Genomic DNA, 12638 nt, shown 5'->3' with positions numbered 1-12638 from the left:
GCAGCACTCGGGCGGCCGCGGGTCGAAATTCGGGCACGTCGCCGCAGAGGCCGGGCCCGCTCAACGAGAAGGACGTCAGGTCATGATCAATACCGTTGGCATCATCGGAGCAGGGACCATGGGCAACGGCATCGCCCAGATCTGCGCCGCGGCCGGGCTTTCGGTCGTGATGGTCGACATCTCCGACGCGGCGGTGAACCGCGGCATTTCGACCGTCGGCGGCAGCCTCGAGCGCCTGGTCAAGAAGGAGAAGATGTCGGCGGCCGATCGCGAGGCGACGCTCAAGCGCATCACCGGCACGACTGATCGCGCCAGGCTTACCGATTGCGATCTCGTCATCGAGGCCGCGACCGAGAATGAAGAGCTCAAGGTCAAGATTCTGAAAGACCTCTGCGCCACGCTGTCGCCGCGCACGCTGCTCGCGACCAACACCTCGTCGATCTCGATCACCAAGCTTGCGGCCGCGACCGATCGTCCCGATCGCTTCATCGGCATGCATTTCTTCAACCCGGTTCCGGTGATGGCGCTGCTGGAGCTGATCCGCGGCTTGCAGACCTCGGACGACACCCACGCCAAGGCGCTCGATTTTGCCCAGCGTGTCGGCAAGGTGGCGATCACGGCCAAGAACAGCCCAGGCTTCGCCGTCAACCGCATCCTGTGCCCGATGATCAACGAAGCGGTCTTCGCGCTTCAGGAGGGCATCGCGACCGCCGAGGAGATCGATGCCGGCATGAAGCTCGGCTGCAACCATCCGATCGGGCCGCTGGCGCTGGCCGATCTGGTCGGGCTCGACACCATGCTCTCGGTGATGGAGGTCTTCTATAAGGGCTTCAACGATCCCAAATATCGTCCGGCCCCCTTGCTCAAGGAAATGGTCGATGCAGGCCATCTCGGCCGCAAGACCGGGCAGGGCTTTTATACCTACGGCGCCTGATCTCTTGGCGCAGGCGGCGGGCGCTTCTACGCCCGTCGTCATTCCGCAATTTGCGCTGTGTCAAAGACGTCGCACGCAATTGGCCCGACAATGTCGAACGGGCGGCTCGCGGGAACAACGAAACGGAAAACAAGGAACATGTCGGATCGACTTAAGGCCGAGCGGGAAGCTGCGGCCGAACGGCGGAACCTGCTCACCCAGGATGCGATCGAGCGCACCGGGATCACCGAGGAGATGATCGGGGAACTCGTGACCCGTTTCTACGGGCGCGTCCGCGAGGATGCGCTGCTCGGGCCGGTGTTCGCGATCGTGCAGAACTGGGACGAGCATCTCGCCAAGCTCAAAGATTTCTGGTCATCGGTGGTGCTGATGAGCGGGCGCTACCATGGCTCGCCGATGCGGGCGCATATGCCGCTGAGCCTGGTCGGCGATCATTTCGATCGCTGGCTCGACCTGTTCGAACAGACCGCTCGCGAAGTCTGCCCGCCACCAGCAGCCGCACTCTTCATCGACAAGGTGCGACGTATCGCCGACAGTTTCGAGATGGCGTCTGCCACCATCGCCGGCCGCATTGCCGCGCCTCGCCACGCGCTCAGGTCCTGACGACGGCGAGGCTGCCTGCAAAACGTGCAGTTGAATCGCTTCGTGGTTGCATCGCGCTGTTAATAGCGCGTTGCACCAATTCCCGCATCATCGGTCTGATCTGCAAAATCATCATGCCGATCGCGCGGCATGACGTTGAAACGGCAAAAACGCATTTGAATGCGTGCAATCGCGTTCAATCAAAGCGAGTAAAGACATAATGATGCACTGCGGCGCCAATTCTTCGCCTTCATTTCGGCAGAGTTCCAGCGCCTGCTACTGTGCATGTCACGCGCATCATTCAGTGTCACTTCATCATCCTCCGACAGCACTGCGGAACCCGTAGCCGATGTGAGCGCGGAGCAAACGCGGCGAACGCTGCTGCTCGGTGCGCTCGCCACCACGGCCTGTCTCGGCTGTTCCGCGCCGGCGCGCGCGGGAGAGGATCCGCCCGGCTCTGACGAGCGTCCGCAGAAGGGCGATTTGCTGGTGTTCTCCGAAGGCGACAGCGAAGGAAAGCTCATCAAAGCGGCTGATCTGACGGCCGGCGGGCCGCCGATACATGCCTGGCCGCAGGACCCCAAGACATCGGTGGTGCGCAGCGCATCGCGGCTCAACGAGATCCTGATTATCAAGCTCGACCCCGCCGAGCTCGACGAACAAACACACGCGCGCGCCGTCGACGGCATCCTCGCCTATTCGGCGATCTGTTCCCATGCCGGCTGTCCCGTCACCGCCTGGGTCAAGAGCGATGTCGGCGACAAGGAGGTGTTCAAGTGCATGTGCCACAACTCCGAATACGATCCCCGCGCGGGCGCGCAGGTCGTGTTCGGACCGGCGCCGCGGCGGCTCGCCGCGTTGCCGCTGGCGCTCGCTGACGGCTCGCTCAGCGTCGCGGGCGGCTTCATCGGAAAGGTAGGTGGCGTGCAGCAGGGATGACGGTGCGGGGTGTGCCCGCGTCACGAGAGGCCGCATCCGCCGAGGGGCGGACGTCGGGACGAACGACAAGAATTCAAAACAAGAATTCAATCGGATGAAAAAGGGGAACGTCCATGACAACGTCCATGACCAGGAAGCAAATACTGCTGTCCGGCTTCGTCGCCTTCACGTGCCTTGTCTCGACCGCCGCAATCGCCGGCCCGATCGAGAGCTACGCGCCAGTCACCCAGCAGCGTCTCGAGAATCCGGAACCCGGCAACTGGATGCTCTATCGCCGCACCTATGACGGGCAGGGCTATAGCCCGCTCGACCAGATCAACACTTCCAACGTCAAGGATCTCACGCCGGTCTGGACGTTCGCCACCGGCGTGGTCGAAGGCCATGAGGCGCCGCCGATCGTCAACAATGGCGTGATGTTCGTGGCAACGCCGATGGGGCAGGTGATAGCGCTGAACGCTAAGACCGGCGATGAATACTGGCGCTACAAGCGGCAGCTTCCCGACGATCTGTTCCAGCTGCATCCAACCAGCCGCGGCGTCGGCCTGTGGGAAGACAAGCTCTATCTCGCCACCACCGACGACCACGTCGTCGCGCTCGATGCCAAGACCGGCAAGGTGGTGTGGGACACCAAGGTGCAGGATTACAAGAAGGGTCAGTACATGACCCTGATGCCGCTGATCGTCGACGGCAAGGTCATCGTCGGCGGCTCCGGCGGCGAGCTCGGCGTGCGCGGTTACGTCGTTGCCTACGATGCCAAGGACGGCAAGGAACTCTGGCGCACCTTCACCATTCCCGGCGAAGGCGAGCCCGGTCACGACACCTGGCAGGGCGACGACTGGAAGACCGGCGGCGGCTCGGCCTGGATGACCGGCAATTACGACAAGGACACCAAGACGATCTATTGGGGCGTCGGCAATGCCGCGCCGTGGCCCGGCGAAACGCATCCCGGCGACAATCTCTACACCTCGTCGGTGCTCGCGCTCGATCCCAGCAACGGCAAGATCAAGACCTATCACCAGTACCACCAGAACGATTCCTGGGACTGGGACGAGGTCGACGCGCCGATGCTGGTCGATCTGCAACGCGATGGCCGCAGCATCAAGAGCCTGATCCATCCCGGCCGTGACGCGATTTTCTGGGTGCTCGAGCGCACCCCGACCAAGATCAACTACGTCGCCGGCTGGCCGTTCGTCGCCACCGACGTCTGGAAGGGCATCGACGCCGAGAGCGGGCGGCCGATCGTCGATCCCGATCATAAGCCGGTCATCGGCAAGCGCGTCGAGTTCTGTCCGTCGCTGTGGGGCGGCAAGGACTGGCCATCGGCGGCCTATAGCCAGAAGACCGGCCTCGTCTATGTTCCCGCCAACGAGAACTTCTGCGGCGGCTTCACCGGCGAGAAGGTCGCGCTTAAGCCCGGCGAGCTCTGGCTCGGCACCAAGCCGGAAGACATCGGCCTGACAGCGAAGCCGGGCGCCGATCATTTCGGCGAGCTCCAGGCCTGGGATCCCGCCACGGGCAAGAAGGTGTGGCAGCACAACTTCCCGAAGTCGCAGCTGTTCGGCTCGGTGACGGCGACCGCAGGCGATCTCATCTTCGCAGGCGGCACCAACGACCGCAACTTCCGCGCCTTCAACGCCAAGACCGGAGAAGTGTTGTGGGAGCAGAAGACCAATTCCGGCATCATGGGCATGCCGGTATCCTATGAGATCGACGGCACGCAATATGTCGCGATCCAGTCGGGCTGGGGCGTGGACGCACAGCGCATCCAGGACGCACTCGCGACCAACAATATCGGCATAGAGGCCAACGTGCCGCAAGGCGGCGTGATCTGGGTGTTCGCGCTGAAGAAATAAGCTCCGCAGGCGGATCGAAGACGGCGGAGCAGCAGGGGGGTGGCGAGTGCGGCGGACGGCAACGTCCGCCGCATTTTGCGTGCGCGAAGGCCGCTACTTCCCCTGCCTATCCACCTTGTCCTTTTCCGCTTGGTTCATCTCCCGAATCTTGGGATCGTTGCTGCTCTGCCCGGTGGTCTGAGTCGTGGAGGCGGGCGGGGCGCCGGCGTTGGGAAGCGAATTCTGCTCCGGCGCGGTGGGGCGCGTCGCCGTGGTTGGCGGCGTCGTGGTGTTCTGGGCGAACGCGGCTGTATCAGCCAAAAGAAAGGCGCTCGACAGCAGCGAGACTGCGAGCGCCCTTGGGAAATTGATCATCGATCTGCTCCTGTCCGATCGATGAAAACGGCGCGAGGCCGCGTCTGTTCCGTCAAGCCTCCAATTGCTTGCCGATCGGAAGCGCGCGGATGCGCTTGCCGGTCGCGGCGAAGATCGCGTTCATCAGCGCAGGTGCGAATGGCGGCACACCGGGCTCGCCAACGCCGCTCGGCGGCGTGTCGGGTCCAGGCGGCACGATGTAGACATTGGTCACCAGCGGAGCCTCGTCCATCCTGACGACCTGGAAGTCGTCAAAATTCTTCTGCTCGACCTTGCCGTCCTTGAAGGTGACCGCGCCATATTTGGCGAGGCTCAGGCCCATGATTGCCGCGCCCTCGATCTGCGAGGCGATGCGCTCCGGGTTGACATAGGTGCCGCAGTCGATCGCGGTGTCGACCCGTGGCACCGTCAGCTTGCCCTTGTCGTCGACGGCCACCTCGACGATGGTCGCGATGTAGCTGACGAAGCTGCGGTGCACGGCGATGCCGAGGCCGTGGCCCTTCGGGACCTGACGGCCCCATTCGCCCTTCTCGGCGACCAGCTCGACCACCTTGCGCAGACGCGCGGTGTCGATCGGGTAGCTGTCATAGGGCTCGCCGTAGTTCCAGAGGTCCTTCACGGCGGGCTTGACGATCCGGGGCGTGCCGATCAACGCCAGCAACGTCTCCTTCTGGTCGCGGCCGGTTGCGTTCGCGATCTCGCCGACCATCGATTGCACCGCGAAGGCGCGCGGGATGTTCGAGACCGAGCGGAACCAGCCGATACGGGTGAATGCGGCTGCCTCCGGGTTCTCGCAGGAGATGTTGGCGATCTCGAACGGCATGTCGACGAGACCCATGCCAAGCTCGAACGCCGCCGCGTGATTGGCCCCGGCAGCGAAGGTCGAGGCGATGGTCGGCGCCACGCTGCGATGGCGCCATGCGATCACCTTGCCGTCCTTGTCCAAACCAGCCTCGATCCGTTCCGCCGAGACGGTGTGCAGGAAGTCGTGGTGGAGGTCGTCCTCACGTGTCCATTGCACCTTGACGGGCGCACCGAGTTCCTTCGACAGCAGCGCCGCCTCAAGCGCAAAATCGCATTTCGACTTGCGACCGAAACCGCCGCCGAGCAACGTGACGTTGACAGTGACATTGCCCTCGGGGATGCCGAGCGTCTTGGCGACGTCCTCGCGCGTGCCGCCCGGGCTTTGTACCGGCGCCCAGATCTCCGCCTTGTCGCCCTTGACGTCTGCGACCGCCACCGGCGGCTCCATGCTGACATGGGCGAGGTGCGGCAGGTAATATTCGCCGATCACGACCTTGGCGGCGGTCTTCAGCGCGGCGTCCGCGTCGCCCTCCTGGCGCACGACGAGGCCCGGCTTGCGCGAAGCCTCCTCGAGCTCCTTGCGATAGGCGACCGAGTCGTATTTGCCGTTGGCGCCGTCGTCCCAGACGAGCTTCAGCGCATCGCGGCCCTTAATCGCAGCACCGGTGTTGCGCGCAATCACCGCGACGCCGCCGAGCGGCTGGAACTTCGAGGGCCACGGCCAGCCGCGCACCTGCATCACCTTCTCAACGCCGGAGATTTTCATCGCCTCGGCCGGGTCGAACGAGACGAGCTTGCCGCCGGTGACCGGCGGTCGCGCGATCACAGCATACTTCATGCCGGGCAAGCGTACGTCGGCGCCGTAACCCGCCTTGCCGGTGGTGATGTCGTGGAGATCGACGATGCTGACCTGGCCCTTGCCGAGATAGCGGAAGTCCTTCGGGTCTTTCAGCTTGAGGCCTTCGATGCTTGGCACCGATTCCTTGGCGGCGTCGGCTGCGAGCTCGCCGAAGCCGAGCTTGCGGCCGGTGGCGCCGTGGACGACCTCGTGATTGACCGCCTTGACCTCGGTCGCCGGCACATTCCAGCGCTTTGCCGCGGCCTGCTCCAGCATGGAGCGGGCTGAGGCGCCGATCTGGCGCATCGGAATCAGATAATGCCGCGTGCTGCGCGAGCCGTCGGTGTCCTGGTTGCCGAACTTGACTTCGTCACCATGGGCCTGTTGCACCTTGACCTTGGACCAGTCGGCCTCCATCTCCTCGGCCACGATCAGCGGCAGGCTGGTGCGCACGCCGGTGCCCATCTCGGCGCGGTGGGCGAGGATGGTGACGGTGCCGTCAGGCGCGACCGCGACGAAGACGCGCGGGTCGACCACGACTCCATGCGGCATCTTGCCGGCGCCGGTCTCATAGGCAAAGGCCTGGCGCGACATCACGGGTGCGGCGAGCACGAAGCCGCCGGTGACGCCGAGCCCCTTCAGGATGCTGCGGCGCGAGACCTTCTCGACCTTCAGATTCTTTTCGAAGCCACGAAGCTTCCGCGGGTTGTCGATGAAATTCATGTCACACTCCCGTCGATGCGAGGTGGACGGCGTTCTCGATGCGCTGGTAGCAGCCGCAGCGGCAGATGTTGCCGGCCATCGCCTCGCGGATCTGGTCATGCGACGGCTTGGGGTTATCCATCAGCAGCGCAGCCGCCTGCATGATCTGGCCGGCTTGGCAGAAGCCGCATTGGGGAACATTGACCTGGCGCCAGGCCTTTTGGACGGGATGATCGCCATCGGGATGCAGCCCCTCGATCGTGGTGACTTCGCGCCCGGCGACGTCGTTGATCGAGGTAATGCAGGAGCGGACTGCCTCCTTGTCGACGATGACGGTGCAGGCGCCGCACAGGGCCTGGCCACAACCGAACTTGGTGCCAGTCAACCCGGCTTCGTCGCGCAGGAACCAGAGTAGCGGGAGATCCGGGTCGCCGTCCCAGCTCTGTTCCTGGCCGTTGATCTTGATTTTGATCATGATCGTCCCTCGCTCTTCATAAGCTCGATGATTCAGGATTTGCCGATGTCGATCGGCGAAATGGTCCGTACGTCGTGCCGCCGCATCTCCGCCTGTTCTCCTCCGCGGGCAAATCCCGGCAGGAAGCTGGAGTGCGAATCGTCATGTGCGGATGTGCTCGATACCTCCCGTTTTGTTCTTAATTGATTGAATGTCGCGCGGCATCATCACGGCGAAATCTTAGCAGAGATCGCGTCGGGCCGGCGTTCACAGCCAAGTGTTCTTGACGAGCCGTTCTCGACGGGAAAAGATTGCAACGAAGCTTGTCAAAAGCAGGGCGCGTCGCGCGTCGGGCGACTACAGAATCTGAGGCGCGGCGAAAAAAGCTTCGTCCGCCAGAGGGACTGCGCGGACGAAGCAGTATTCCTCAGTCGAGGGAGGGAGAATCGCAAGGCGCGCTGACTTCAAGCAGGAAGAGGGCGGCACTGCGCAGTCATTCAGAGACCAGGACTGAGGGAGCGGAACGCGCTCGCATACGCAAATTGCACAGGCGGCAAACTCGCCGCAAATCATTCGAGAGCTGTCCGTCCCCTCTCTGGTGAACAGCGAGGGGACGGACAAACTTCTGGCGGCCTTGTCAGGCGGCTTTGGCCTTCGCCACGTGGGTGGCGATTGCATCCATCAGCGCCGGCGACAGGCAGTCATAGGGCTCGAGCCCGATTTCCTTCAGCCGCGACCGGATACCGGCCATCTGCTCCGGCTTGACGCCGGATTCGATGACCGAGGAGACGAAGGCGGCGAATTGCGGCGCCTGCGAACCCTGCTCCTGGAACAGCTCCGGATGGATGAAGTCGAGACCGTAGAACGGATGGTTCTTGTTCTCGATGCGGCCATACATGTGCGTGCCGCAGGCCTTGCAGGCGTGCCGCTGGATCACCGCCGAGGCGTCGACGATCTGGAGCTTGTCGCCGTTCTCGAGCACGGTGAGATTCTGGCGCGGCACCACCGCGACCACGGAGAAGTTCGCGCCTTCCGGCTTCCAGCACTTGGTGCAGCCGCAGGCGTGGTTGTGCGCCACGTCGCCCTTGATGCCGACCTTGACCTGATGGTCCTTGCATTTGCAGGCGAGCGTGCCGCCGGCAAAGTGGCCGGTGCCTTGTTTGAGACCGTTGTCGATCGAGGGATGAAGTGCAGTCATGGGTCGATCCTCCTTGGGTGTGACGCTTGCGAGCTAGAACACGACGACTGAACGAATCGATTTACCTTCGTGCATCAGGTCGAAGCCCCTGTTGATGTCTTCGAGCTTGAGCGTGTGGGTGATCATCGGGTCGATCTGGATCTTTCCGTTCATGTACCAGTCGACGATCTTCGGCACGTCAGTGCGACCGCGGGCGCCGCCGAAGGCGGTGCCGCGCCAGTTGCGGCCGGTGACGAGCTGGAACGGACGGGTTGCGATCTCCTTGCCGGCTTCGGCGACGCCGATGACGATCGAGGTGCCCCAGCCGCGATGGCAGGCTTCCAGCGCCTGGCGCATCACCGTGGTGTTGCCGGTGCAGTCGAAGGTGTAGTCGGCGCCGCCGTCGGTCAGGGTCACCAGATGCGGGACGATGTCGCCGGTGATCTTCTTGGGGTTGACGAAATCGGTCATGCCGAACCGGCGGCCCCATTCCTCCTTGGAGTCGTTGACGTCGACGCCGATGATCTTGTCGGCGCCGGCCATCTTGGCGCCCTGTATCACGTTCAACCCGATGCCGCCGAGGCCGAACACGACGACGTTGGAGCCCGGTTCGACCTTCGCGGTGTTGACGACGGCGCCGACGCCGGTGGTGACGCCGCAGCCGATATAGCAGCTCTTGTCGAAGGGGGCGTCCTCGCGGATCTTCGCCACCGCGATCTCGGGCAGCACCGTGAAGTTGGAGAAGGTCGAGCAGCCCATATAGTGATAGATCGGCTTGCCCTTGTAGGAGAAGCGGCTGGTGCCGTCAGGCATTACGCCCTTGCCCTGCGTCGCGCGGATCGCGGTGCAGAGATTGGTCTTCTGGCTCAGACAGCTTTTGCACTGACGGCATTCCGGCGTGTAGAGCGGAATGACGTGATCGCCCGGCTTCACCGAGGTCACGCCCGCGCCGATCTCGCGGATGATGCCGGCGCCCTCATGGCCGAGGATCGACGGGAAGATTCCTTCGCTGTCGAGACCGTCGAGCGTGTAGGCGTCGGTATGGCAGATGCCCGTCGCCTTGATCTCGACCAGGACTTCGCCGGCCTTCGGCCCATCCAGATCGACTTCGACGATCTCGAGCGGTTTCTTGGCTTCAAATGCGACGGCGGCACGTGTCTTCATCGGTAACTCCTCAGATTCTCGCGGGGCGCCGAGACTTAAGTCTCAGCCGGGCCCCAAACGTTCACTTCTTGCCCATGCACGAGTCTTCATTCTTGGTATAGGCGTCGTTCTTGTCCTCATGCTTGCCGGGACGGGCGCGGCCCCAGGCCTCGTTGGAACGGGCGCGCAGATAGACGTAGAGATCGTCCATGTAGCAGGCGACGTTCGGATTATCTCCGAAGGCCGGCATCACGTTCTCTGCCGCGGTGGAGATATTCTTGCGGCCCGAGGCGACGACGCCGAGAAAATCGGCATAGCTCATCGTCTTGAGCGAATCCTTCAGTGCGGGCGCATAGGTCGATCCCATGCCATCCGGGCCATGACACACATGGCAGTCCGAGTGATAGCGGCGGTATCCAGAATAGGTGTACCAGTCGACCGAGTCGCCATTGATCTTGTAGGTCGGGTTTCCTTCCTTATCGAGCCATTCGCCAGTTTCGTTCTGCTTGACGGCGGTCGGGTCGCCCGAGCCGTCCGCGATAGCAATTCCTCCGGACGCAACGAAGATCATCGCAGCAATGACAGAGCAGATTTTACGCAAGAGGTGTTCCTCGAAGGCATCAGGTGGAGACGAGCCGGCGCGTGGAGTTGATCCACGCGCCGGAGCGATACGAAGCTGACGCTAGTTCGCGGGCAGCGAGAACACGGTCAGCGTGCCGCCGAGTGCCGTGTAGTTGCTGAGCGCGGCGTAGCCACCGACTGCGCCGAGACCTGCGGTCGGATCGGTCAGACCAGCTGCCAGACCGATGCCGGCCCAGCCGCCCACGCCGGAGAGCACGGCGACATACTGCTTGCCGCTGTTCTCATAGGTGGTGACGTTGCCGATGATGCCGGAGGGAGTCTTGAACTTGTAGAGCTCCTTGCCGGTCTTGGCATCGACTGCCTTCAGATAGCCTTCGAGCGTGCCGTAGAACACCACGCCGCCGGCGGTCGCGAGCGCACCCGACCAGACCGAGAACTGCTCCTTGTTCGACCAGACGATCTTGCCGGTCTTGCCGTCCCAGGCGATGAAGTTACCCATGTTGGTATCGCCCTGCGGCGGATACATCGAGAGCGTTGCGCCCACATAGGGCTGGCCCGCGGTGTAGCTCACCTTGAACGGCTCGTAGTCCATGCAGACGTGGTTGGTCGGAACGTAGAACAGCTGCGTGTCCGGCGAGTAGGCCGCCGGCTGCTCGTCCTTGGTGCCGAGCGCGGCCGGGCAGATGCCCTTCACGTTGTGATCCTCGCCGGCCTTGTCGGTCGAAGCTGTGTCGAGCACCTTCGGACGGCCATAGGTGGCGGAGTTCTTGTCCATGTCGACGCCGGAGGTCCAGTTCACCTTCGGATCGTACTTTTCGGCGACCAGAAGCTCGCCAGTGGCGCGATCGAGCGTATAGCCGAGGCCGTTACGATCGAAATGCGTCAGCAGCTTGCGCGCCTGGCCGTTGATCGACTGATCCGAGAGGATCATCTCGTTGACGCCGTCATAGTCCCATTCGTCATGGGGCGTCATCTGGTAGACCCACTTGGCGACACCGGTGTCCGGGTTACGTGCCCAGATCGTCATCGACCATTTGTTGTCGCCGGGACGCTGCTTCGGATTCCAGGTCGAGGGATTGCCCGATCCGTAATAGACGAGGTTCAGCTCAGGATCGTAGGAGATCCAGCCCCATGTCGCGCCGCCGCCGATCTTCCACTGATCGCCTTGCCAGGTCTTGAGGCTTGAATCCTTGCCGACCGGCTTGCCGAGTGCGGTGGTCTTGTCGTCGACCAGGATCTGGTCATCCGGGCCTTCCGAATAGCCGCGCCAGGCGACCTTGCCGGTCTTGATGTCGTACGCAGTCATGTGGGCCTGAACGCCGAACTCGCCGCCGGAGATGCCGACCAGCACCTTATCCTTGACGACCATCGGCGCTGAGGTGCCGGTCTCGCCCTTACTCGGATCGCCGTTCTTGGCGGTCCATGCAACCTGACCGGACTTGGCGTCGAGCGCGACCAGGGTTGTGTCGGCCTGATGCAGGAAGATCTTGCCGTCGCCGTATGACAGGCCACGGTTAACCGTATCGCAGCACATCACCGGGATAACGTTCGGATCCTGCTTCGGCTCGTACTTCCAGACGATCTTGTTCTCGTTGGAAAGGTCAATGGCGTAGACCTTGTTCGGGAACGGCGTGTGGACGTACATCATGTTGCCGATCACCAGCGGGCCGCCTTCATGGCCGCGCAGCACGCCGGTCGAGAAGGTCCAGGCGACCTGGAGCTTGCCGACATTTTGTGCGTTGATCTGGTTGAGCTTGGAGTAGCGGGTATTGGCATAGTCGCCTGTCGGCATCACCCAGTCTTTCGGGTTCTGCGACATCTTGTTCAGCTCGTCATTGGCAGAGGCGCCGCCGACGGCGAGAGCCGCCGCGGAGCCAAGAAAGGTCGCCAGTAGCACCTTGCGCATAGTCATTCCTCCGTTGGTCGCGTTTTATTGTTTCCGAAGCATTGCTTAATCACCGGGCTTTTCGTCCGGCGTCTGCTCGTGCAGGGCGGTCACGTTGGGGACCAGAAACGATGCTGTGCTGTTTCCTCCTCAGGATGAGAGCTACAGGTCCGCGTGCAGGAGCGGCCTGTTTTTTTTGTTCCTGCCGTAATTCCTAACGACTTCGCTATCGGGAAACTTGCCCAAGAGAGAAGCCGCTTTGCTCGATAGCGCACGGATGCGAAGTTTTTGATTTTGCAGTAGCGAATTCAGCGGCTTCCGCTCGCCGTGGTGCAGCGCTCAACAAACAGGTTCCCCTTGACGGCGGTGCAACTAAGGCGGAGGATTAACG

The 12638-nt window shown here is 62.9% G+C and carries 11 protein-coding genes; 4 read left to right on the top strand and 7 right to left on the bottom strand.

Going from position 1 to position 12638, the window contains the following annotated elements; translation table 11 throughout:
• Nucleotides 1-82: 82 nt before the first annotated feature.
• The 4 genes from FXB40_RS05155 to FXB40_RS05140 all read left to right on the top strand — a co-directional run bounded on the left by FXB40_RS05155 (nucleotide 83) and on the right by FXB40_RS05140 (nucleotide 4308).
• A complete protein-coding gene (locus FXB40_RS05155; protein WP_148771123.1) occupies nucleotides 83-934 on the top strand; it encodes a 3-hydroxybutyryl-CoA dehydrogenase in 852 nt (283 codons plus the stop codon).
• A gap of 138 nt (nucleotides 935-1072) precedes the next feature.
• Nucleotides 1073-1537 (top strand): group III truncated hemoglobin, encoded by a 465-nt coding sequence (locus FXB40_RS05150; RefSeq protein WP_148771122.1) that lies wholly within the window; start codon nucleotides 1073-1075, stop codon nucleotides 1535-1537.
• A gap of 264 nt (nucleotides 1538-1801) precedes the next feature.
• Entirely contained in the window at nucleotides 1802-2455 is a 654-nt protein-coding gene (locus tag FXB40_RS05145) for a QcrA and Rieske domain-containing protein (RefSeq protein WP_148771121.1), read from the top strand.
• Between the two features lie 125 nt (nucleotides 2456-2580).
• Complete coding sequence (locus FXB40_RS05140) at nucleotides 2581-4308, top strand: methanol/ethanol family PQQ-dependent dehydrogenase (RefSeq protein WP_148771187.1); 1728 nt, start codon at nucleotides 2581-2583, stop codon at nucleotides 4306-4308.
• A 93-nt stretch (nucleotides 4309-4401) separates the two neighbouring features.
• On the opposite strand, the gene FXB40_RS05135 is transcribed toward FXB40_RS05140, so the two are convergent.
• The 7 genes from FXB40_RS05135 to xoxF5 form a co-directional block, all read right to left on the bottom strand.
• Nucleotides 4402-4662: a hypothetical protein gene (locus FXB40_RS05135; protein WP_148771120.1), complete on the bottom strand. Its 261-nt coding sequence runs from the start codon at nucleotides 4660-4662 to the stop codon at nucleotides 4402-4404.
• A 52-nt stretch (nucleotides 4663-4714) separates the two neighbouring features.
• Complete coding sequence (locus FXB40_RS05130) at nucleotides 4715-7027, bottom strand: xanthine dehydrogenase family protein molybdopterin-binding subunit (RefSeq protein ID WP_148771119.1); 2313 nt, start codon at nucleotides 7025-7027, stop codon at nucleotides 4715-4717.
• Nucleotide 7028: 1 nt separating this feature from the next.
• Nucleotides 7029-7481, bottom strand: a complete 453-nt coding sequence (locus FXB40_RS05125; RefSeq protein WP_148771118.1) for a (2Fe-2S)-binding protein — start codon at nucleotides 7479-7481, stop codon at nucleotides 7029-7031.
• A gap of 616 nt (nucleotides 7482-8097) precedes the next feature.
• Entirely contained in the window at nucleotides 8098-8658 is a 561-nt protein-coding gene (gene gfa / locus FXB40_RS05120; RefSeq protein WP_148771117.1) for an S-(hydroxymethyl)glutathione synthase, read from the bottom strand.
• Between the two features lie 33 nt (nucleotides 8659-8691).
• A complete protein-coding gene (locus FXB40_RS05115) occupies nucleotides 8692-9801 on the bottom strand; it encodes an S-(hydroxymethyl)glutathione dehydrogenase/class III alcohol dehydrogenase (protein ID WP_148771116.1) in 1110 nt (369 codons plus the stop codon).
• A gap of 61 nt (nucleotides 9802-9862) precedes the next feature.
• Nucleotides 9863-10351, bottom strand: coding sequence for a c-type cytochrome, methanol metabolism-related (locus tag FXB40_RS05110; protein WP_148771186.1), 489 nt, complete (start codon nucleotides 10349-10351; stop codon nucleotides 9863-9865).
• Nucleotides 10352-10462: 111 nt separating this feature from the next.
• Nucleotides 10463-12268, bottom strand: coding sequence for a lanthanide-dependent methanol dehydrogenase XoxF5 (gene xoxF5 / locus FXB40_RS05105; protein ID WP_148771115.1), 1806 nt, complete (start codon nucleotides 12266-12268; stop codon nucleotides 10463-10465).
• Between the last annotated feature and the right edge of the window lie 370 nt (nucleotides 12269-12638).

The organism is Bradyrhizobium rifense (genome assembly GCF_008123425.1).
Classification (GTDB): domain Bacteria; phylum Pseudomonadota; class Alphaproteobacteria; order Rhizobiales; family Xanthobacteraceae; genus Bradyrhizobium; species Bradyrhizobium rifense.
Note: the sequence above shows the minus strand (reverse complement) of the source record. Positions and strands in the feature narration are given on the sequence as shown.

Excerpts from the sequence above, each read along its gene's own strand:
- FXB40_RS05135 (WP_148771120.1), bottom strand. The coding sequence starts at position 4,662 with ATGATCAATTTCCCAAGGGCGCTCGCAGTCTCGCTGCTGTCGAGCGCC.
- FXB40_RS05150 (WP_148771122.1), top strand. The coding sequence starts at position 1,073 with ATGTCGGATCGACTTAAGGCCGAGCGGGAAGCTGCGGCCGAACGGCGG.
- xoxF5 (WP_148771115.1), bottom strand. The coding sequence starts at position 12,268 with ATGCGCAAGGTGCTACTGGCGACCTTTCTTGGCTCCGCGGCGGCTCTC.
- FXB40_RS05110 (WP_148771186.1), bottom strand. The coding sequence starts at position 10,351 with ATGATCTTCGTTGCGTCCGGAGGAATTGCTATCGCGGACGGCTCGGGC.
- FXB40_RS05140 (WP_148771187.1), top strand. The coding sequence starts at position 2,581 with ATGACCAGGAAGCAAATACTGCTGTCCGGCTTCGTCGCCTTCACGTGC.
- FXB40_RS05125 (WP_148771118.1), bottom strand. The coding sequence starts at position 7,481 with ATGATCAAAATCAAGATCAACGGCCAGGAACAGAGCTGGGACGGCGAC.
- FXB40_RS05155 (WP_148771123.1), top strand. The coding sequence starts at position 83 with ATGATCAATACCGTTGGCATCATCGGAGCAGGGACCATGGGCAACGGC.
- FXB40_RS05115 (WP_148771116.1), bottom strand. The coding sequence starts at position 9,801 with ATGAAGACACGTGCCGCCGTCGCATTTGAAGCCAAGAAACCGCTCGAG.
- FXB40_RS05130 (WP_148771119.1), bottom strand. The coding sequence starts at position 7,027 with ATGAATTTCATCGACAACCCGCGGAAGCTTCGTGGCTTCGAAAAGAAT.
- FXB40_RS05145 (WP_148771121.1), top strand. The coding sequence starts at position 1,802 with ATGTCACGCGCATCATTCAGTGTCACTTCATCATCCTCCGACAGCACT.
- gfa (WP_148771117.1), bottom strand. The coding sequence starts at position 8,658 with ATGACTGCACTTCATCCCTCGATCGACAACGGTCTCAAACAAGGCACC.